This is a genomic window from Chitinophagales bacterium (assembly GCA_041392475.1).
Classification (GTDB): Bacteria; Bacteroidota; Bacteroidia; order Chitinophagales; family UBA2359; genus JAUHXA01.
This window is the reverse complement of record JAWKLZ010000002.1, coordinates 1,559,010-1,580,914: the sequence shown is the minus strand read 5'-3', so window position 1 is coordinate 1,580,914 and position 21,905 is coordinate 1,559,010. Positions and strand designations below refer to the sequence as shown.

The window sequence follows — 21,905 nt, the reverse complement described above, 5'->3', positions numbered from 1 at the left end:
ATTTTTTGGAGCATAAACTCTCCATTGTATTGCCTACGGTTTAGTTTGCTTATTTTTTCTTTTTCGCACCTTTTGCAGCAGCGGCGGCGGCAGTAGCAGCAGCGGCAGCAGCACTTCTCAATGCTCTGGTAATATCAACAGATGCAATAGGTGTTGCAGGTGAATTCATTACCTCAATTCCTTCTATGTTTACAGATCTAACTCTTACTGATTTACCTACTTCAAGGGGAGTAACATCTACCTTTATCTCTGAAACAAGGTTTTCAGGCAATGCTTTTACCTTCAAAGTACGCATCTTCAACATCAATTTACCTCCAGCTTTCACTCCTTTAGCCAAACCTGTCAATCGAACAGGTATTTCTGTGAAGATAGGACGATTAGGCACCAATTCTTGAAAATCGACATGCATAATTGAATCTGTTACAGGATGGCTTTGAAAATCCTTTATAATAGTGCTATAGGTTTTTCCTTCGACTGTAACGGATATAGTATTGAAATCAGGCGTGTAAATCAAAGGACGTATAGCAGACATTGGAGCTGAGAAGTGAACATTTTCCTCTCCCCCATACACTACACATGGAACCATATCTTCTCTTCTAACTTCTTTTGCAGCTTTCTTTCCACTTGAGTTGCGGATAGTTCCTTCAATTGCTATTGCTTTCATTATTATATATTATTATCTGTGTTTTTGAATAAACAGTGAACTTATAGAACGATTTTCTAATAACCTTTTTATTGATTTTCCAAACAAAGGTGCTACGGACAGTACCTTTATTTTATCACACTTTTGTTTTAAAGGAATCGTGTCACATACGACCAATTCAGTCAGTAATGAACTTTGTACACGCTCGTAAGCTTCGCCGCTTAGTACAGGATGTGTACAGATAGCCCTTACACTTTGCGCTCCTTTCTCCATCAAAGCTTTTGCTGCACTGGTCAATGTTCCTGCACTATCAACAATATCATCTACAATCACTACATTTTTATCTTTCACATCGCCGATTACTGTCATACCTGCTACTTCTCCCGCTTTTTTACGGTACTTTTCACATATAACCAAACCTGCATTTCCACATTTTTGAGCAAATAATCTGGTTCGATTGGCACTACCCGCATCTGGTGATGCAAAAGTAAGATCGGATAAACCTAACTCTTGGAGATAGGGTACAAAAATAAAAGAACTGTCTAAGTGATCTACGGGAATATCAAAAAAACCTTGTATCTGTGGCGCATGTAAATCCATTGTCATCAATCGATTAGCACCCGCCGTCACCAACATATTTGCCATTAATTTTGCAGCAATTGGTACTCTGGATCTATCTTTTCTATCCTGTCTCGCATATCCATAGTAAGGAATAATTACGGTAATGTATTTTGCTGATGCTCTTTTTGCAGCATCAATTAACATTAGTAATTCCCATATATTATCAGCAGGAGCAATTGTAGATTGAATCAAAAATACATGATGACCTCTTACTGATTCTTTTAACTGCGGCTGGAATTCTCCATCATTGAATTCCAACACTTCTACATCGCTCAAAGGTTTATCATACGCTTCTGCTATTCTTTCTGCTAAAACCCTCGAACTACGACCTCCAAATAACTGTATTTCCGAATTCATGGCTACCATTTTTATTTCGGGATGCAAAGGTACAAAAACTCTTAGCAAAATTTCAAGCCCAAAACACAAATTCAAATTCAAACACCAATTTTTGTAATCCAAAATGGTGTTGAATTTGAATTTATTGGTTCAGTTTATGTATCTTCTACATGTTTTTTACAATCTCCTCTCCAAATCCAGAGCAAGAAACCTTAGTTGCTCCTTCCATTTGACGATGGAAATCATAAGTAACACGTTTGCTATCAATCGCACCTTCAATACCTTTGATAATTAAGTCTGCTGCTTCGTTCCATCCCATATAACGCAACATCATTTCACCAGAAAGAATCACAGAAGAAGGGTTCACTTTATCTTGACCAGCATATTTGGGTGCAGTACCGTGAGTTGCTTCAAAAATTGCTTTACCAGTTGTGTAGTTGATGTTAGCACCAGGAGCGATACCAATACCGCCAACAATTGCAGCCAAAGCATCAGAAATATAGTCCCCATTCAGATTCAATGTTGCGATTACATCATATTCCGCAGGACGCAGCAAAATTTGCTGTAAGAAAGCATCTGCAATTACATCTTTTACAATAAGTTCATTGCCATTGTTGTCAATCACCTGCCAAGGTCCACCGTCCAAATCTTTTGCATGGTATTCCCGTTTAGCCAAAGCATAACCCCATTCTTTGAATTTACCTTCTGTAAATTTCATGATGTTGCCTTTGTGAACCAATGTCACAGATTTACTTTTGTTGGTAATTGCATAATCCAGAGCAGCTTTTACCAAACGTTCCGTACCTTCAACCGAAACAGGTTTTACACCTAATGAAACCGTATCAGGGAAACGAATCTCTGTCACACCCATTTCTTCAATCAAAAATTTCTTTACTTTCTCATTCTCAGGTGTGCCATTTAGGTATTCAATACCTGCATAGATGTCTTCTGTATTTTCACGGAAGATAATCATATCCACCAAACCTGGTTCTTTTACAGGTGAAGGAACTCCTTCAAACCAACGCACAGGACGCACACATGCATACAAATCCAATATCTGACGAAGTGCTACATTCAATGAACGGATACCACCCCCAACAGGAGTAGTCAATGGGCCTTTGATAGCAATCAAATATTCATCAATAGCATCCAAAGTAGCTTTTGGCAACCATTCACCTGTCAAATTGAAGGCTTTTTCACCTGCATATACTTCCTTCCATTCGATTTTTCGCTTACCGCCATAAGCTTTTTCTACTGCGGCATCAAAAACCAGTTGAGATGCAGGCCAAATATCTACTCCAATACCATCTCCTTCAATAAATGGAATAACAGGATTATTAGGAACTATTAACTTACCGTTTTCGATTTGTACTTTTTGTCCACTCATTGTGATTGCTTTATTTTGATTTAGTATGTTTTATTATTTGATAATGGATTTATATGCCTAAAAAAGCGGTGCAAAGGTAAGAAAAAGGCTTGAATTTATTATTTTTTTTGCAGTACGGGAACTTTTCCTTAAATGATGCTGTTGCTATATTCGATTTAAGCTACAAAATATTTTTAACGCAACAACTTATCCCTTCCTTTTTTGATAAGTTGAAAACCAACAAACATGTTGATTCCCAATTTCTAAGATTCTTCTCTCTATATTTAACATAACGAATCCTTCAAAAAAAACCTATCACAAATTGAAGCTTAACCAACATTTTATTGAGCCAGTGCTTTAAATTTGAAGGATGACTTAATCTTCTCTTTTGGAGCAGAATCTAAACAACTCCAACAAATTTTTCATTTTATTTATCTTTGAAGAATGGTGTAAAATGCCATTTGGCAAATTGCTGCAATTTGTCAATTCTAAAAGCGATTTATTTACATAAGTTGGCTTCCATTTTACACTTCAATTTAACCTTCACTAACCTTATAAAACAATCTATTTTGAAAGGATATATTGAACTCAGTAGTGACCAACAAAGTGTTGGTCTTGAAAAAGCTATTTTGGTAGGCTTGATACTCCCCGACCAACCAGAAAAACTATTGGATGAATACCTTGCTGAATTGGACTTTTTGGCGCAAACAGCGGGGGCGGAAGTTCTCAAGGTTTTCAAACAAAAACTGTCGCATCCTCACTCCAAAACCTTTGTAGGCAAGGGAAAATTGGAGGAAATGGTGGCGTATGTAACAGAAAAGGAAATTGATTTGGTGATTTTTGACGATGACCTTAGCCCTTCTCAACAAGGTACGCTTGAACGAGAATTGAAGTGTAAGGTAGTCGACAGAAGTTTTTTGATTCTCGACATCTTTGCAGGTCGGGCGCAAACTGCTCAATCAAAAACACAGGTCGAACTCGCTCAAATGCAATACCTTTTACCCCGCCTACGTGGTCTTTGGACGCACTTAGAACGTCAGAAAGGAGGTATTGGGATGCGTGGACCTGGTGAGCAAGAGATTGAAACAGACCGCCGTATTGTGAAAACCAAAATTAGCTTGCTCAAAGAAAGGCTCGAAAAAATTGACAAGCAAAGTTTTACCATGCGAAAACAACGGGGTGAACTGATTCGTGTTGCTTTGGTGGGCTATACCAATGTCGGTAAATCTACTTTGATGAACCTACTGAGTAAATCGGAGGTTTTTGCAGAAGACAAACTTTTTGCTACTTTGGATACAACGGTACGAAAAGTTGTTTTAGAGCGAACACCTTTTTTATTATCTGATACTGTTGGATTTATACGAAAATTACCACACAGATTGATTGAAAGTTTCAAATCCACACTGGACGAGGTTCGAGAGGCTGACATTTTGCTTCACGTGGTTGACATGGCACATCCGCAACACGAAGAACACATCAAAGTTGTGCAGCAAACCCTCAACGAAATTGGTGCTTCGGAAAAAAACACCATTATGGTATTCAATAAGTTGGATTTGTATGAACAAACCCAATTTGATGAATATTTGGAGGATGAGGTGAAACAGGAAATTTTGGAAGAGGTGAAAGGCAGGTGGCGCAAACAAACCGATGGAAAATGTGTATTTGTTTCGGCTATTGAACGCACAGGCATTGAAGAACTTCGAGATATGTTGATTCAAATCGTGAGAGATGAATATGCCGTTCGTTATCCTTATAAAACGGCTTTTTTCTAACCGATATTTTGGATATTGGAGAATGGATATTACTCTCCAATATCCATTCTCCAATATCAAATCGCTGTAATGATGTATTGATAGGGCAAGGTATCTTCATCTACTTCAATGTGGGTAAACCCTGCTTCTTCTAACTCCGATACCACATCTTTTGCTGCCATTCGCATATTTTTGGGCGGTCCTTCGGGTGTGCGTTTCTTTTTGAAGTCCACAATTACCAGTTTTCCGTCAATATCAAGGGTTTTCTGCAAACCTCTAAAATAGGGTATGCGGTCATCAATGTGGTGGTAGGTATTGACTACAAGGATGATATTCACCTCATTGCGCCGAAGTCTTGGGTCGTTTAACTCTGCCAATCGGGTTTCAAGGCGAGTTTGCAGGCTGTCGGGAATTTGTAGTTTTTTCTGTTCCATGTAGTCTATAAAACGCTTGTCGACATCTATTGCAATCACCTTTTTAGCAGTGTTCAACATCCGAAAAGCAAAATAACCTGTTCCTGCTCCAATATCTGCCACTGTTTTTCCTGCAATGCCCATTTTATCAATCACTTCGTAAGGCTTTTGCCACTTCATTCGATCCGAATCTTCAAAGCGGCTGACCAAATCCTCAAAACTACTTTCGTTCATGTGTTTGTTGGCATCGTGTCCTTGGTGAGGGTTGGAATTGTCGCAGCTGGGCAGCGTTAGGGCGAATAAAATCGTTGTGAATAGTAGTACTAATGTTCTCATATTTGAGTCATTGTTTTTTCAAAATAAAAGGCTTCTGCAAGTTATAGAAATAAAACTTATGTGGCAAATACCCCAACAACGCTTCGCTTACTTCAAACACAAACGCTTCAATCTTTTGACTTACAAACGTTCCTTCAAAAAAGTCAAGGCAAGTGCATTCGCTTTTGTAGCTGCTTCGGCATTGTAGCGTTCACTACTTGGATTGGCGAAGGCGTGGTCTGCATCAAATTGGTGTACTTCTACTTTTTTGCCAATTCCTGTGGCGGTTTCTTTGAAGTCGTTGACTACTTTAGGGGTAATCCAACCATCTTTTTCTGCAAAAATTCCCAAAACATCTGCTTTTAGTGGCTTCAACTTGTCGGCTTCCTGCAAGGGCATTCCATAGTAAATCACACAGCCTGCTCCTTGTTCCCCTGCCAAAATAGAGGACTTCAAAGACCATCCTCCTCCAAAACACCACCCAATAGTCGCTATTTTTGCTTCTTTGCCAGCATAGTTGATTGCACCTTGAATGATGGCATTTCCTCTTTCTTCAGTTGTAGCTCCCATGTATTTACCCGCATCTTCTCGATTGGTAGCTACTTTTCCGTCATAAAGATCCAATGCCATGACATTGATATTGCCGCCCAAGTCTGCTTGCAGCCGCTCGGCTTCTTGTTTGATGTGGTTGTTTAGTCCCCACCATTCGTGTATCACAAACAGGTATTCTGGGCTTGATTCACTGGCTTTCAATAGATAAGCACTGCCTTTTTTGCCGTCCGTTGAAGCAAATTCCATCATCGTACCTTTGGGTTCAAAAGGAATGTCTGCTTTGAGTTCGTGGGCATTTTTAAATTCTTCGTCCTTAGCAAAATCTTTCATATCCTTGGCTACCATTGTGGTATCATGACAGGTGGCACTTTTGGAGGAAGAAAAATATCCACAAGAAGTGGTGAATAAGATGATACAAAAGAGTATGTGGGAGTAGAGGTTTTTGCACATAATGATTGGAATTTATTTGGTTTATAATTCAAGTACGAGTATAAACCATGAGCAGCCTTTTTGTTCACTCCACAGGTTTAACCGCACGAAACATGATGTCTAATCGCCTCATGAGTATTCGTTTTTTGCCTCTTGGTGCATACACAAATCCCAAAAGGGTCACACGTTGTTTTTTGGCAATATCATTGAAGGAATAACTCGTAAATGCTCCTCCCATAAAGTCATTTTGCATACTCCAAAGCCCTATGCTTTTCACTACTTTTCCTGCTTCTGTTTGTGCCATGACTTGCTCATAAGGAATGTACTTATCAGATGGATAGAGGTAGGAGCCTTCGTTATCAGTTCCTACTAATTTACCCATTTCTTCTATTTTTTTGATAGGATAGTCTGAGGTAATGGGGCTGGGTTCACCCGTGTATGGCTCAACCAATACCATGATATTGCTCACCTCTTCATTGAGTTGGTTATCGTGGCGCATCCACATGAGAGTGTCTGTTTTCAGTACTTCTAAATAGGTATTCGGCACTTCAAAATCAAGTCCATAGTCCTCCTTGAGAGTTTTGGTAAGTCCTTTACTGACTCCTGATACATAGGTATTGTTCTTTGCTTTGATGTCCTCCATTTTGTAGAGTAAATTGATGAAGGTTTCTTCTAACTCCAACAATTTATTCCCCAGTTTTATAGCATCATCAGCATATACATACAGCACCTGTTGCGGAGCTGCCCATACATCTCGGCGCATAAAAAAGGGAGGTCGTTCTTTTCCTTGATTTTCAAACTTATTCAGTTCCTCTCTCACCATTCTTGCAGTAGCATTGTCTTTGGATAAATCCGAAATGACAAGTATGCTGGCACTTCGCTGCAACAGCTCTGTTACCCCTTCCATAGGTACTTGACTCAAACTAAAAATGGGCTCGGGCTGTGGTAATACTTGATAGTTTTTCATAAATACCTCTCTGACTACCTCTCCTTCATTGGCTCTCCAATCGTCTTCATCCATTATCAATAGAATCTCATCTACTCGTCCTGATGAATTGGGCAGGTAGTTGACTGCCTCTTTCACTTGATCATTGGTACAAGAAAGACATAGACAAAAGGTGGTACATACTAAAAAAAGAATATTTCGCATTTGATTTTTTATTATTGCTGAAATTTAACAAAATACCACAAAATCAACAAGGTTAAAGAAGCAGCCGTGCTGGTTGGAGTAGTAAGTGTTCAATGTTATGTAGTAACTGTATGTTTTAGTTTTCTTTTACTATTATGTTTTTATAAAGCATTTCATGCTCTTTAGGAACCATGATGAGCAATTCTTGTCCGATTTTCATACGGCTTTCGTCTTCAATATCGTTCCATTGGCGCAAGTCTGCAATGGTACAATCAAATTTTTGTGCTATTGTTCCCAAAATATCTCCTGGTTTTAGTGGGTATTTTAGTACTACATATGTACTAATACTGCTATTTTGAGTAGTTTTGTTATATACATTGGTTCTATTAGTTGAAGAAATCACCCCGTACTCATCTGTTGGTTTTGTCCAAATATTGTCTGGTGGTAAAGTCAATTTTTTGTTGCTGTCCAAAATGGTTTCTTCATTGATAGCATTTAGATTCCGTTCATAAGATTGCGCCCAACCAACTTTTGAGATAGGTAGCACCAGTGGGTATCCCCGTTTTGAAGGAGGAATGGTATCTCTTTTAATAGCAGGGTTTAAAAATTGTACCTCTTCTAATTTCATATCTACAAATTTAGCCACGCTTGACAAATCAAATCCTCTTTTGATGCTCACCGTATCGGTTAAATAAAAATTATATGGTGCATTGAATTGGTGAATATTGTGGTCAGGATAGTAGGTCATGGTATAAACGGCTGCAATAAAAAGCGGTACATAAGCTTGGATTTCTTCTGGCAGGTATTCTGCAATTACCCAATAATCTTTTTGTCCACCAGAACGCCTAATCGCCTTGTTGACAGCACCTTCTCCTCCACAAAATGCTGCTATGGTCAAATGCCAATCGTGGTATTTATTCCACAAGTTTATCAAGTGTTTTGCAGCTACTTCTGATGATAGTCTGGGATCTCGTCTTTCATCAATATAATCGTTGGACTCCAAACCATACAATCGAGCAGTTTCGTAAGGCAATTGCCACAAACCTGATGCACCCGATGATGATTTGGCATGTGGTGTTAAGGCTGATAAAATGACTGGAAGATACTTCAAATACATTGGCAAATCATGTCTATCCAAAGCTGCCTCACAAGCAGGTAGATACAGTTCTTTACGTGCCAACATTTGCTTCACTTGATCCCTCTTTTCTATAAGATACATGTCGATGAATATCTTCACATACTCATTGTAGGTCAAAGGAATTTCGGAGTGTAAAATCTCCAATTTTATTCGATAACTTTCATCATTGTAGCTTGGTATTTGATTAAGCGAAAAGCTTTTAAGTGATACCATCTCTGGCTCAATTAATTTTCTACTCTGAATAAAATTGTGAAAGTTTTGTTCTCTATTGAGTTCTTTTTCGGGATGAATGAGTCTGTCTATCTCCTCGCTTGTATAAGTTCTGACTGCAACACCTGGTTGCGTAGTATTTGTTGAAGGAGGTTTTGTAGTATTAGAAGTATTTGTTGTATTTATATCTGTATCCACATTTTTATCATTAGGAAAAGCATCTTCATTTCCCCCTGGTAAATCAATCAATATTGTACCTCCATAATCAAAATTATAATCATTTATTAATTGCTCATCATTTGAAGGTTCTATATTTGTTTTAACCGTATCTTTTGGGGGAATAATTAACCTAATAGGTTCTTTGTTAATAGGCTTATCAAAAGAACTGTTTTGTGCAGTAATAGTAGTAGCATATAATATTAAAAAAAGCAAAAAAGGTGACAGTATCAAATCTTTTATGGCTCTCATAGTTTCTTAGATATTGTAATGAAAAAATGAATACTTTGGTACAAAGGTCAAAAAATACAAACAAATTCACAATGATAAAAGTATATCGAGCAAACAATTTTTTGCTTGCCTAAACTTCAAAAGCATTGATTGTGGTAATCTTATTTTCAAAATACTTAATGTATTTTTTTATTAGTCAGTAGCCAACAAACGAAAAGATTGGCGGTGATAGGCACAGCTACCATATTCTTCAATAGCTTTTCGATGGGCTATTGTCGGATAACCTTTGTTACTATCCCACCTATATTGTGGATACTGCAAATGTATTTTCTCCATAAAATCATCTCGGTATGTTTTTGCCAAAATAGACGCAGCCGCAATAGATAGATACTTTCCATCCCCTTTGATGATACATTGATGGTCAATATTTTGAAAGGGCTTGAAGCGATTTCCATCTACCAAAATCATTTCGGGTCGGATGCTAAGTTTTGCCAATGCACGGTGCATAGCTTCAAAAGAGGCATTGAGAATATTGAGTTCATCAATTTCTTGTGCCGAACAAATCCCTACCCCAAAAGCCAATGCTTCTCTTTCTATCACCTCACGCAAGATAATACGTGTTTTTTCGTTAAGTTTTTTGGAATCATTGAGCTGAGGATACACGAAATCTTTTGGTAAAATAACAGCTGCTGCAAAAACAGGGCCTGCTAAACAGCCTCGCCCTGCTTCATCGCAGCCAGCTTCTATCAAATTGGGAAATAAATAAGGTAATAAGCTCATTGAAGTAAATGAAAGTCAAAGTAGAAATAAAAATCAAAAATACAACAATATTTGCCGAACTAAATAATTAGTTGTATTTTTGTAGAAGACTAAAAGTTATTCACCCAATACTTTAATCTTTATACAAATACTTATGCCTGATAAATTTCAAGATAAGACGGATTTGCTCACGCCTTTAGAATTGAAGGTAATGAATATACTTTGGAAGTTGAAGAAAGCCTGTGTAAAAGATATTTTACAGCATTGGCAGGAAAAACCACGCCCTGCCTACAATACAGTTTCTACGATTGTACGTATATTGCAGAAAACCGAGAAAGGGCCTTATGTCGGTCATGAAGCAGTTGGGAGAAATCATTATTACCTTCCCATTATCTCAAAGGATACCTATCAAAAGAGACTTATCAGCAATGTGTTGGACAATGCTTTTGGAGGCTCTGCAAGTTCATTGGTATCTGCATTGATGGACAACGAAGGAATTGACAATGAAGAACTAAATGACATTCAAGATCTAATCAATAAATCACTCGACGATTAATTTTAAAATGGCTAAACAATGGTCAACTACTTATTATTGACTTATGCCCTTTCAGTGGCTGGAGGTTTATTTTACTACTTTTTTATTCGTAAAAACGCTCGGCCTCAGCTACAAAAAGTCCTGTTACTGAGCATTGTAGTATTGAGTTTCACATTGCCACCCATCATCGATAGTATGTTGGTGGAAGAGCAAGAAATTTGCCTACATCAAAACGAATATATTTCAGAAACAGTCTATTACAATTTTTGTCCTGCTCCTGGCGAAGAGATGAATATGTGTTTGGACATAGCGATGAAAGAGGAGCATTTTTGTGAATGTTCTGCCATTCTACCCAACAATTTATTGGTCTACAAAGCCGAGCCACTCTACGATTTGTGGGTATTGTATGGAAATTTGGTAACGAATATCCTAAAAAGTATTGCCTTTTTGCTGTTGGTGTGGTTATTTCTAAAAATCGCTTACCTATGGCGAACAATTGCCAAAAGCGAAAAGAAAGAACTGCATATTGAAGGAAAAACCTACACCCTTTTGATCCCGCAAAAACCCCTATCTGTTGGCTCATTCAAATTGTGGAAAGACTACATCATTTGGCAAAAAGAACTCGACTACTTAACCGAAACCGAACGAATGGGGGTAATATGGCATGAAATAGCCCACCTTCAACAAAGGGATACTTGGGTTAAAATAGCCTTTGAAATGCTGCAAGTGATATGGTGGTTGAATCCAGTTTTCTACCTTTTTAGCAAAGAACTCGACAAACTCAATGAGTTTTTGGCTGACGAATTTGCCGTACAAAAAGTGGGAAATACCCAATTTTATGCCTCGCTTTTGGTCAAAATGAAACGCTACCAAAATCTAGCAATGGTGCATCACTTCAAACCCAAACACGAACATCCTCTCAAAATCAGGGTTGTACATTTATTGAACCAACCTTCTGTCAAAACGCCCTTCAAATACCTCACTACTTTATTCATAGGTGCTCTTATCAGCATTTTATCACTTACTGCTTATTTCGCCATTCCAAGTATTGACGAAGAAATGGATAAAATTGCTGTTTATGAAGAGTTATTAATACAACAACAAGTAAGTGGTAAGTCCATTTTTTGCAAAAACTGCTTGTTGAAAAGTCTTCAATAAAACATGTTTTCAATATTTCTGCCTAAAATAGGTTGAATTCCCCAAAAATATATTTGCTCCAACACCGATACCTACATTCATTTCAGCGTCTAAATAGAAGTTGATTGGGTTTATTGAACCATTAAACGACTTCAATAATATTCCATCCAATCAACAAAATCATATTCAATAACCACAATATCACGCAAAAACAATAAAATTATATTTCAATATTATGATAACCAAGCTATTTTCTACTTTATCGATTCTTTTATTGGTAGGTATCACTTCCTGCTCACAAGCCCAAAATACACACAAATCCAATGATGAAAATTCAAGCACTGTCAAAAAACAAGCTGCTACTATTGACCACAAAGGAGATTACTATTTTCTTATTTTCGACAATGAACCAAACTCTCGTTATTTAGATACCAATATAGAACCTACTTTTCGCCAAGACAAGATGCGGGTAATCGTGAGCGGAGAAAAACTTCCCATTCCTCCTAATGTTCGCATGGCGGGTAATCCATTTAAAATCACTTCCATTGAAATAGATGGGGGAGTCCAAATAGACAACAAACTTGCTGTCGAAAACACCATCTCTGATGAAGGTACAGTGAAACTAAAAGGCGATGTCTTTGTAATCGAAACGACTGAAACGATTTATGTACCCAAAAAATTGGCAGCAGATTTCCAAAAAGAAGGTGCTGCTGTTGCTTTTACTGCAAATAAACTCCCCATTCCTCCTAATGTTCGGATGATTGGACAACCGATTGAAATCGTGACAATTAAGAGCAATGTAAAAAGTATGCAATTGGAGAAAACGATAGATACCAAAGTAAAAACAAAAATCAAATAAATTTTATCGATTTTCAATTTCTTGCAAAAAAAACAGTCCAAATTTGACTCATGGATATTTTTGGTGGAGGAGTTAAAGACTTTTGTAGTTTCCTTTTGAGAGCATACTAATTTTCAAACATTCCATATCTTATAAGAATAAACTACAAAAGTCTCATTCCACTAAAATCTTCGATGAACCCCAAATTTTTACGTAAAATTTGGGTCGTTTCTTTTACTTCAATTTTCAACTTCAAAATAAAACATCAGAAAAATCAATCTTACTCAGGACAAAAATAGTGTTTTATAGTAAATATTTAGTATTTTCGCTAAACATAAAGCCAATTACACTATGAAATACTTAATACTCCTATTATTTGCCTTTCTATCCAATTTTCTTTCCCTTCAAGCCGACAATTGGGAATTGTTCCCCCTCAATCAAAAAACCTACTTCTACTTTGAGACGGACATGGAAAAAACCATCTCGCCTTATTATGTTGATTTTGAAGAAGAATCAGGCACTTATGTTCGTCAGTATCCTCTGCGAAACATGATTGAAGCAGCGACAGGAGGTTGTTATGAGGATATTAACTTTGACAATGTGTACGATTTTGAAGATAGAGAAGTTGCCTACAATCCTCACATCCTAAAACAAGATGCTTATTTTCGATATGTTTTTCAGAAAAATTCGTCAACAAGAGTAGTTCCTTTTTATCCTCAAACCAATGTTGGAGAAAGTTGGGAAATTGAAGGTACGGTCTTTTCCGAACGTCCTTACTCTCGCCTCAAGATCACCTGTACGTCTAAAGAATTCAGCCCTATTTTTTCTGTGATGGACAGTGTTAGAACCTTTGAAATTGAAGCTTTTGATGGAGAAAACCCTATTGAAGCGGTGATAGAAAGTTTTTCCTTCAAAATCAGTAAAAAATATGGCTTGGTCGAGTGGTTTGACTTTAGGGCTTGGGCGTTTTTCGATCCGACCACCAAAATAACTTTGGCAGGATTTGAAGATGAAAATGGAGAAATGATAGGGGAGGCAATGCCTATAGTAGGGGATTTCTATCCTTATTCAGCAGGGAATGTTTTGAAGTGGAAGGAAGTCACTTATGTTGATGGACAATATCCAAATATTTACCATACAGACACCATCGTATCAGTTGTAAAAACAGATACAGATATTAGTTATACCTACAATCGAAACAGCACTATAGAGTTTTCAGACAATACTGTTTATGAAACAAAGCAGAATGAAGAACTAACGCTCAACTTTTTTCCACAACATTTCATTGATTTGCACTATTGGAATTTGGGAATGACGGATTGGGGAACCTATCAAACCTTAAATTTGAACCGATTGGAGGGAGTAAATGGCAAGGTAGAATATACATTAACGAATCTTCAAGATGCTACTTTTTTCAACAATTGTTATGTTTCTATATTGATTGATTTCGTTACAACTAAAAATACCTTTAGCACAAAAGTCGGTGTTAAAGAAGAACTAGAATATGGAGGTTTTATAGGAGGTAATTATAGTATTCGGCTTCAAGAGGCTTTTATAGGCGATGATTATTTCACTCCGATTGAAGAAAATGCCGTTCCCGACTTAAAATTGAGTCTATCGCCAAATCCAACCCAATATTATTTGACCATCCAGACAAATATTTCTTCAAATACCCCCATCTACCTGCAAATCTTCGACTTACAAGGAAAGAGTGTTTTGCAAACACAATTTGTAGGGCAGATTGAAGTGAATACAAACGATTTTTCGAAAGGTGTATATTTTGTGCAAGCATCAAACGGAAAAAATCGGTGGACAGAGAAGGTGGTGAAATACTAAATACATTTTTTGATTGCCAACAGTTGAACTTTTCGTTCAAAAAATGCAAATAGTTCAACTTTATGCTTTTTCTATTGGCTTAGAAAAAAGATTGGCAAACATCCTCCTGCAAGCGATTTCAAGGATTTTATTTGGGGCAGAACTATTTTTTAGCTAATCTTTGTTAACTTGGCAAACAAAAAGATAGCTTCAATGGATGAAGAAAACAAGTTCCCCGACTTATTACACGAAAAAGGCTTAGTAGAAGAATTGATGCAGTTGATTGAAGACAGCAAAAAACAAGTAACTGTTCAAATCAACAGTGCACTCACGCTTTTGTATTGGCAAGTAGGGAAACGTGTGAAAGAGTATATCTTTCAAAATCAACGAATTGGCTACGGAAAACAAATTGTCGTTACACTGTTACGACAATTGACAAAAGATTACGGACGGAGTTTTGAAGAAAAAAACCTACGCCGAATGTTGCAATTTGTAGAGCAATTTCCAGATTTTGAAAAAGTCGTTACACTGTCACGACAATTGAGTTGGTCGCATTTTATTGCTATTTTTCCACTCAAACAAGGCGAAGCAAGAACTTATTATGCTCAACAAATCGCCCTTCAATCTTGGAGCGTTAGAGAACTTCGCAGACAGATGGAATTGAAAGCGTATGAGCGTGTAGTCATTGGCAATACACAGTTACCCACTGCTTTCCCCGACACCTACAATTATTTCAAAGACCCTTATTTTCTAAATTTACTGGGACTAAATGCCGATTTTCTCGAAAAGGACTTGGAAGATGCTATTTTACATGATTTGGAGCAATTCATACTGGAACTTGGAAAAGGATTTGCTTTTGTCGAGCGGCAAAAACGGATGATTATTGATGCGGACGACTACTATTTAGACCTCTTGTTTTTCCACCGAAAACTGAACCGTTTGGTAGCAATCGAACTAAAAGTCGGTAAGTTCAACGCCCAATATAAAGGGCAAATGGAATTGTATCTCAAATGGTTGAACAAATATGAACGACAAGAAAACGAAAACGCTCCAATCGGTTTAATTCTTTGTACTGAAGCAAGTAGAGAACAAATCGAGCTACTCGAAATGCACAAAGATGGCATTATGGTCGCAGAATATTGGACTGAATTACCGCCTAAAAATGTATTGGAGGAAAGATTACATAAAGCTGTTTTGGAGGCAAAAGAACGGGCTGCAAGGAGACGGTTGGAATAGTAGTTGTATTATCATTACACTGCTACGACAATTCGTTGTAGATTACGCTGGATTTTTTTCATTTACATTCTGATTTTAATTATCATTCTATCTCATGTTTATAGATTTCACCACCGTTGTCAAATACGCATGGATGGCTTACGATACTTCGAGAGCCATCAAGTCCATCACCGACATCAGCGCAATGGTGTCGACCAATCACGTTTACAAAGTGCTGCTGACCAATGGCAGTTTTGTCATTGCAAAAATCACCTATTTTGGTCGTTTTGAGCATTTTGTAGAAGACCACACCATCATCAATGTGTTGGCAAACAACCTGCCAGCCCCATTCGAGAATTTTTTAGCCCGCTCCTTAATTAGCGGAACGGATTTGTTTGTGCATCGCTTTCAAAACAAATTTGTGGATGCGTGGGTCGTTTTTTATAAGCCCATCAAAATCAGCAAACGATTACCCAAACGTTTTGATGATGAACAAATCAATGCTATGGGAAAGCAATTTGCTACGTTTCACCAAGTTTGTACCGACATCCGAAATACACTCCCTAACTCCTCCAAAACACTGCAAACAGACATTCACGATCTGTTGTATTCCATACAATCTGAAGATCATGAACACCGTAGGTATTTTGATTTGCTCAAAAGAAATTGTGAGCTATTTCTCGAAAATACAGACAAATTGGGGGCAGACAAATTCCCCAAAATACCCGTTTTTGTGGATTGGAACATCGGCAATTTTTCGGTAACACGCACCTACAAGCTTTTTTCTCGGTGGGATTATGATTGGTTTAGAATGAGTTCTCGTATCTTGGACTTTTATTTTTTGAGTCGCATTGTGTCCGATATTGGCGACCGCACCATTTTCACCTACAATATTGGTACACTCATGGAAAGTCGTTTTTTGCAGTTCCTAAAATCTTACCATCAAGAGTACCCATTGCAGAAAAATGAGGTGCTATTTATGAAAGAAGCCTATCGCTTTTTTATTCTGCATTATGTGATTAAATATGGTCGCTATTTTTTTCACGAAATGTATGCCAACAAGCTGCAAAAGGAAGCACTCGAACAACACTTACCATCTATAGACAATTTTGATGCAGATCGTATCTTACGAGCTTTAAATATTTAACCAATGAAAATCAAGTCTTTTCAATCTGTTGCATCTCAATACAAGGCCATTTTTTTTGATTCCTATGGGGTTCTGAAAAACTACAATGGCTTGATTGAAGGAGTCGAAAATACCATTGAAGAATTGCGGAATCAAGGCATTATCATCCACGTTTTGACCAACGATGCTTCGAGGAGTCCGCAACAATTGGCGGAAAAATTCCACAAATTGGGGCTGACCGAAATCGGTGCAGATGACATTATTTCATCGGGCATGATGGCACGAGAATATTTGCGGCTCAAGGTGAAAGAAGGTACTGTTGCTTATCTGGGTACAGAAGACTCGGCTCACTACATCGAAACGGCTGATTTACATACGATTCCTTTGAGTGCTTTGGACTTCAATCGAGTGGACGAAATCAGCGCATTGGTATTGTTGGACGACGAAGGTTTTGATTGGAATACCGACTTCAACAAGGCAATCAACCTTCTACGACTTAGGAATATTCCTGTGGTCATTGCCAATACCGATCATACCTATCCTATATCGGGTGGGCAAGTAGCTTTGGCGATTGGCGGCATTGGAAACTTGCTGGAAAATGTGGTCAAAAAACGTTTTATCCGATTTGGAAAACCTGATTCTCAAATGTTTATTTTCGCTTATGAACACCTCCTTCAAAAGAGTTATTTCAGCAAAAATGAAATTTTGATGGTTGGAGATTCGCTCCGTACCGATATTTTAGGAGGCAATAAATTTGGCTTTGATACGGCTTTGGTCTTGACGGGTAAGACGCTGCCAAAGGAAGCGAAAATGTTGATTAAAACGACTGGGGTGATTCCTGATTATGTATGTGAGTCGGTGGCGATGGGGTGAAGGAAGTTCAAAAAATATTTTTTGCCAATTTCAAAATTATACTTTACCTTTAGACATGTAAAAAACCATCTAAACAACTATAAATGAAAAACCTAACCCTTACTCTACTCTTACTAAGCACAACCGTATTCACTTACGCCCAGCAAAAAGCAATCACCCAAACAGGTCAAGAAGTCCTATTGTACGAAGACGGAACATGGGCATATTTGGAGGAAGACTCGGTAGAAGTAGTAGAAATCCCGATGAATCCCACCGAGTTTGAAACACCCAAAAAATCGACTTTTTTGTTGAAAAGCTCCAAAATAGATTTGGGTTTTGGGTTGAATCCAAAAAAATGGAACTTCAAAAAAGCAACAAACAATGACGAAGCAGAATACGAACTACAATTGAAGGAAGGAGATTTGTATGGAATGATTATCACCGAAAAAATCGAAATTCCTTTGGATGTATTGAAGAAAATAGCGTTGGAAAATGGGCGAGCAGTTTCTCCAGATTTGAAAATAGTCAAAGAGGAATACCGCATGGTCAATGGCATCAAAGTTCTTTTGCTGCAAATGAATGGAACACTTCAAAGTATTAAGTTTTCTTACTATGGCTACTACTATTCTGACGAAGGAGGAACAATTCAGTTCATCACCTACACCGCCCAAAACATGATGGACGAATACCGAACAGATGCAGAGGATTTATTGAATGGATTGGTCAGGATTAAAGAATAAACCAGCGCACTAACCTTTCCGAAAACGCTTCAAAATCTGCTGATTGGCCCTTATGAGGTAGTCCCGTTTGTCAAACACACGCATCATCATCACCGCCCCTTCAATCTCTGCCAAACTCTGTTCGGCATACTCCAAAGCTATTTTAGGCTCAAATTTTTCTTCAAAAATAGTTCTCAAGGCATTGATAAAATCCACAAAAAACGCATTGACCAACTCCTCCAATTCACCGTGACTCCCCGCAGCCTCCAATGCCAAATTGCCAAACAAACAACCACTATCTGAAGCAAAATAGTGTTCCTCTGCAATGCTTCCCAAAATCCGCAAACGCTGCTCTGCCCCCAGTTTTTTGTCGTACGCATGAACAAAAGCCTCACGTTTGTAGTAGTCATGTAGATATTTGATGACCGCCTTCATCATGCCCAATTTACCTTTGTTACTCTCGTTTCCTTCCTCGCCTTTGAAGTAATGATACAAACTCCCTTTTTTCAAACCACAAGCCTTCGCCAAGTCTTCCATTGACGTATGGTGATAGCCTTTTTTGCGAAAGACTTTAAGTGACTGCTTGATAATGAACTCCAAACTTACTTTTTGTACTGGCATAAAGGTTTATTTTTTCTAATGAGAGTCATACAAAGGTACAATAAAAAGCAATTTTGTTCCTTTACCAAACGATTGTTAGATTCGAAGGATATAACTATATTATCTATAAATATTTCCTTCAATCATTCGCTTTTTGCTATCTTCAAGCCTTCAATTTTACACCAACCTTCAAACATAAATCGAGCGAAACATGCGTAAAATTACCGCAGACTACATCTTTCCTGTCAATGTTGCTCCCATCGAAAAAGGAGTCATCGTTACGGATGATAATGGTAAAATCTTACAAATAGAGGAACGAGTGAACCACGATCCTACAACATTGGAAATACATCGTGGCGCAATCGTTCCAGGGTTTGTAAACACACACTGCCACCTCGAACTCTCTCACATGAAAGGAGTTGCACCTACGGGGACAGGTTTGCTGCCTTTTCTGAAAACGGTGGTCAATCACCGAGACGTGCCACAAGAAGAAATTCTAGCGGCTATCATAGCAGGCGACCGATACATGTATGAGCAAGGGATTGTGGCAGTAGGCGATATTTCTAACAAAACGGATACGGCAGCGACCAAAGAAAAAAGCTCGATTCGCTATTATACCTTTGTAGAAATGTTTGATTTTCTGCAAAACGATTGGGCGCAAAAAACATTTGAAGACTACCATCAAGTGTTTGAAGGGCAGAGCAGTAACAATGGCAACCGCAAAAGTTGTGTTCCTCATGCGCCTTATACTGTTTCTGTAAAATTGTTCGGTTTATTGAAGGACATCAATGAAGAGGGATGCACGGTCAGTATTCACAACCAAGAAACACCCCATGAAGACCAGTTTTTTCTGAACAAAACAGGTGATTTTTTGAAGTTTTATGAAGCCTTTCAAATTGGCATTGACCACTTTCAGCCCAGCGGACAAACGGCTATTCACTATGCACTTCAAAATATGAATCCTCAGCACCGCACCCTTTTTGTACACAATACCATGAGTCGTCCCGAAGATATTCAGGCTGCACATGAATGGGGAGGTAAGAATGTATTTTGGGCAACTTGCGCCAATGCCAATCTTTACATCGAAAACAGAATACCTTACTATCAACCGTTTATAGACAATGATGCCCAAATGACCATCGGTACAGACAGTTTGACCTCCAATTGGCAGCTATCGGTTTTGGACGAAATGAAGACCATTACCCACTTTCAATCTTATTTGTCTTTCGAGACTTTGCTGCAATGGGCTACATTGAATGGAGCAAAGGCTTTGGGTTTTGAAGCAGACTTGGGAAGCATTGAAGTAGGGAAAACTCCTGGGCTGAATTTGTTGTCTAATTTGGATGCAGATTGGAGTTTGAATAGTGAGGTAGAAGTGACAAGGTTAGTGTAAACTTTGGGCGAAAGATTTCATCATTGGAAACTTTTGAAGTTTATCCTCTACAAAATTGGATATTAAGAAATTAGCCGTTTATCAAAAAGGAACTTCAAAAGTTTTGACTCCTTCAACGATATTCCTATATCAGCTAAAAATGTAGTAAATTTGTTGCAGCCTTTCAACTGAAAACGATTTGCACTGGATGAAAACAAATTTTCATAAAATACTTACCTATTGTTTGTTGCTGATTTTTAGCAATTTACTTTTTGCAGCAACGCCACAAGATCAGATGGCAAAGGCAAATGAATTGGCCGCAAGTGGGAAACCGCAGGAAGCGATTGATTTATACCAAACTCTGATTGCAGAAGGTCAAGAATCGTGTGTATTGTATTACAACTTGGGAAATCTCTATTACCAACAAGGCAATTTGGGACTTGCCATTTTGCAGTATGAACGTGCCAAGAAAATCTCCCCAAAAGATGCTGACATTCTACATAACTTAGATATCGCGAATCAGCAAGTTAAATTTCCAATTAACAATATTCCTACTTTGTTTTATGTACGTTGGTGGCAAAACATTGTGCATACCTTCTCTCCTACCACTTGGGGTTTGCTGTGTCTATTGACTCTTTGGGGAACATTTTGCGCTTTTGGTCTATTCACATACCGAAAAGAAGCCACTATCAAAAAACGCAGTTTTTATAGTGGCATCACCCTTAGTATCTTGACTATATTGTTGTTGTTGTTTGCGTACAGTCGCTACCAATACCGCTTTCAGCATCACTCTGCCATTGTTGTCGCACAAGAAACGCCACTACAAACAGCACCTTCTAATGATAGTGAAATCGGCACAACCCTTACAGAGGGTGTAAAAGTAGTGGTGACAGATCAGTTAGATGAATGGGTAAAAGTATCGTTAAGTGATGGTCGAGAAGGCTGGATCAGTTTGGAGACCCTACAAATGATTTGATCTAAATAGTCAAAATCTCTTTTTCCTTAGCAGCAACTTCCTTATCAACTTTCTCTATATGCACATTGGTCAAATCTTGTACCTCACCTTGTACCCTTTTGATAACATCTTCTGAGAAATCATCCTTCATTTTTTTCAAAGAATTGTTGGCATCTTTACGCACGTTTCGGATACTCACTTTGGCATGTTCGCCCATCGCTTTCACTTGTTTGGCAAGGTCTTTACGACGCTCTTCGGTCAATGGTGGAATATTGATTCGAATAAGTTCCCCATTGTTTTGAGGTGTTACACCCAAGTTTGCTGCAAAAATTGCCTTTTCTATAGGCTGAAGCATATTTTTTTCCCACGGCTGAATAATCAGAGTACGAGCATCTTGATTGCTGATATTCGCCACTTGACCAATTTGTGTGCTTGTACCATAATAATCTACAAACACATTGTTGAACATAGTTGCAGAAGCTTTTCCTGCACGTACAGTTACCAATTCTTTTTCTAAGTGACTAATAGCCTCTTCCATGTAGAATGTCACATGTTCAATTACTTCATCGGTGGTCATCATTGTTGATTTTTTTTTCTGTTTAAAACTTATTGATAAGAAATTTGGAACTACA

21 protein-coding genes are annotated in these 21,905 nt (G+C 38.0%); 11 read left to right on the top strand and 10 right to left on the bottom strand.

Annotated elements, in window-relative coordinates; translation table 11 throughout:
- Window positions 1-49: 49 nt before the first annotated feature.
- The 3 genes from R3E32_19685 to icd form a co-directional block, all read right to left on the bottom strand.
- Window positions 50-664: a 50S ribosomal protein L25/general stress protein Ctc gene (locus R3E32_19685; protein ID MEZ4886961.1), complete on the bottom strand. Its 615-nt coding sequence runs from the start codon at window positions 662-664 to the stop codon at window positions 50-52.
- A 12-nt stretch (window positions 665-676) separates the two neighbouring features.
- A complete protein-coding gene (locus R3E32_19680; GenBank protein MEZ4886960.1) occupies window positions 677-1,621 on the bottom strand; it encodes a ribose-phosphate pyrophosphokinase in 945 nt (314 codons plus the stop codon).
- A 145-nt stretch (window positions 1,622-1,766) separates the two neighbouring features.
- Window positions 1,767-2,993 (bottom strand): NADP-dependent isocitrate dehydrogenase, encoded by a 1,227-nt coding sequence (gene icd / locus R3E32_19675; protein ID MEZ4886959.1) that lies wholly within the window; start codon window positions 2,991-2,993, stop codon window positions 1,767-1,769.
- 542 nt (window positions 2,994-3,535) lie between these two features.
- Between icd and hflX the strand changes: the two genes are divergently transcribed.
- Window positions 3,536-4,738: a GTPase HflX gene (hflX, locus tag R3E32_19670; protein ID MEZ4886958.1), complete on the top strand. Its 1,203-nt coding sequence runs from the start codon at window positions 3,536-3,538 to the stop codon at window positions 4,736-4,738.
- A 56-nt stretch (window positions 4,739-4,794) separates the two neighbouring features.
- On the opposite strand, the gene R3E32_19665 is transcribed toward hflX, so the two are convergent.
- The 5 genes from R3E32_19665 to R3E32_19645 all read right to left on the bottom strand — a co-directional run bounded on the left by R3E32_19665 (window position 4,795) and on the right by R3E32_19645 (window position 10,130).
- Window positions 4,795-5,466 carry a class I SAM-dependent methyltransferase gene (locus R3E32_19665; GenBank protein ID MEZ4886957.1) on the bottom strand — a complete coding sequence of 224 codons (672 nt, stop codon included), beginning with the start codon at window positions 5,464-5,466 and terminating at the stop codon, window positions 4,795-4,797.
- 120 nt (window positions 5,467-5,586) lie between these two features.
- Window positions 5,587-6,447 (bottom strand): dienelactone hydrolase family protein, encoded by an 861-nt coding sequence (locus R3E32_19660; GenBank protein ID MEZ4886956.1) that lies wholly within the window; start codon window positions 6,445-6,447, stop codon window positions 5,587-5,589.
- 64 nt (window positions 6,448-6,511) lie between these two features.
- Window positions 6,512-7,576 carry a DUF4837 family protein gene (locus R3E32_19655; protein ID MEZ4886955.1) on the bottom strand — a complete coding sequence of 355 codons (1,065 nt, stop codon included), beginning with the start codon at window positions 7,574-7,576 and terminating at the stop codon, window positions 6,512-6,514.
- Between the two features lie 115 nt (window positions 7,577-7,691).
- Window positions 7,692-9,371 (bottom strand): transglycosylase SLT domain-containing protein, encoded by a 1,680-nt coding sequence (locus R3E32_19650; GenBank protein MEZ4886954.1) that lies wholly within the window; start codon window positions 9,369-9,371, stop codon window positions 7,692-7,694.
- 171 nt (window positions 9,372-9,542) lie between these two features.
- Entirely contained in the window at window positions 9,543-10,130 is a 588-nt protein-coding gene (locus R3E32_19645) for a ribonuclease HII (GenBank protein ID MEZ4886953.1), read from the bottom strand.
- A 133-nt stretch (window positions 10,131-10,263) separates the two neighbouring features.
- Here R3E32_19645 and R3E32_19640 point away from each other — a divergent pair, with 133 nt between their 5' ends.
- The 8 genes from R3E32_19640 to R3E32_19605 all read left to right on the top strand — a co-directional run bounded on the left by R3E32_19640 (window position 10,264) and on the right by R3E32_19605 (window position 18,367).
- Complete coding sequence (locus R3E32_19640) at window positions 10,264-10,665, top strand: BlaI/MecI/CopY family transcriptional regulator (protein ID MEZ4886952.1); 402 nt, start codon at window positions 10,264-10,266, stop codon at window positions 10,663-10,665.
- Between the two features lie 18 nt (window positions 10,666-10,683).
- Window positions 10,684-11,802 (top strand): M56 family metallopeptidase, encoded by a 1,119-nt coding sequence (locus tag R3E32_19635; protein MEZ4886951.1) that lies wholly within the window; start codon window positions 10,684-10,686, stop codon window positions 11,800-11,802.
- A gap of 214 nt (window positions 11,803-12,016) precedes the next feature.
- Window positions 12,017-12,640 (top strand): hypothetical protein, encoded by a 624-nt coding sequence (locus R3E32_19630; GenBank protein MEZ4886950.1) that lies wholly within the window; start codon window positions 12,017-12,019, stop codon window positions 12,638-12,640.
- Window positions 12,641-12,970: 330 nt separating this feature from the next.
- On the top strand, window positions 12,971-14,455 hold the full coding sequence (locus R3E32_19625) for a T9SS type A sorting domain-containing protein (GenBank protein ID MEZ4886949.1): 1,485 nt from the start codon (window positions 12,971-12,973) through the stop codon (window positions 14,453-14,455).
- A gap of 192 nt (window positions 14,456-14,647) precedes the next feature.
- The gene (locus R3E32_19620; protein ID MEZ4886948.1) at window positions 14,648-15,670 is read left to right on the top strand and encodes a PDDEXK nuclease domain-containing protein; all 1,023 of its coding nucleotides are present in this window, start codon (window positions 14,648-14,650) and stop codon (window positions 15,668-15,670) included.
- A gap of 94 nt (window positions 15,671-15,764) precedes the next feature.
- Window positions 15,765-16,796, top strand: a complete 1,032-nt coding sequence (locus tag R3E32_19615) for a hypothetical protein (protein ID MEZ4886947.1) — start codon at window positions 15,765-15,767, stop codon at window positions 16,794-16,796.
- Between the two features lie 3 nt (window positions 16,797-16,799).
- Window positions 16,800-17,648 (top strand): HAD-IIA family hydrolase, encoded by an 849-nt coding sequence (locus R3E32_19610; protein ID MEZ4886946.1) that lies wholly within the window; start codon window positions 16,800-16,802, stop codon window positions 17,646-17,648.
- A gap of 83 nt (window positions 17,649-17,731) precedes the next feature.
- A complete protein-coding gene (locus R3E32_19605) occupies window positions 17,732-18,367 on the top strand; it encodes a hypothetical protein (GenBank protein ID MEZ4886945.1) in 636 nt (211 codons plus the stop codon).
- Between the two features lie 9 nt (window positions 18,368-18,376).
- On the opposite strand, the gene R3E32_19600 is transcribed toward R3E32_19605, so the two are convergent.
- The gene (locus R3E32_19600) at window positions 18,377-18,967 is read right to left on the bottom strand and encodes a helix-turn-helix domain-containing protein (protein MEZ4886944.1); all 591 of its coding nucleotides are present in this window, start codon (window positions 18,965-18,967) and stop codon (window positions 18,377-18,379) included.
- A gap of 190 nt (window positions 18,968-19,157) precedes the next feature.
- On the opposite strand from R3E32_19600, the gene R3E32_19595 reads away from it, so the two are divergent.
- Both R3E32_19595 and R3E32_19590 read left to right on the top strand, forming a co-directional pair.
- Window positions 19,158-20,339: an amidohydrolase family protein gene (locus R3E32_19595; GenBank protein ID MEZ4886943.1), complete on the top strand. Its 1,182-nt coding sequence runs from the start codon at window positions 19,158-19,160 to the stop codon at window positions 20,337-20,339.
- Window positions 20,340-20,526: 187 nt separating this feature from the next.
- The gene (locus R3E32_19590; GenBank protein MEZ4886942.1) at window positions 20,527-21,294 is read left to right on the top strand and encodes a tetratricopeptide repeat protein; all 768 of its coding nucleotides are present in this window, start codon (window positions 20,527-20,529) and stop codon (window positions 21,292-21,294) included.
- A gap of 1 nt (window position 21,295) precedes the next feature.
- Here the strand turns inward: R3E32_19590 and frr are convergent, their stop codons facing one another.
- Window positions 21,296-21,853 carry a ribosome recycling factor gene (gene frr / locus R3E32_19585; GenBank protein MEZ4886941.1) on the bottom strand — a complete coding sequence of 186 codons (558 nt, stop codon included), beginning with the start codon at window positions 21,851-21,853 and terminating at the stop codon, window positions 21,296-21,298.
- Window positions 21,854-21,905: the final 52 nt, after the last annotated feature.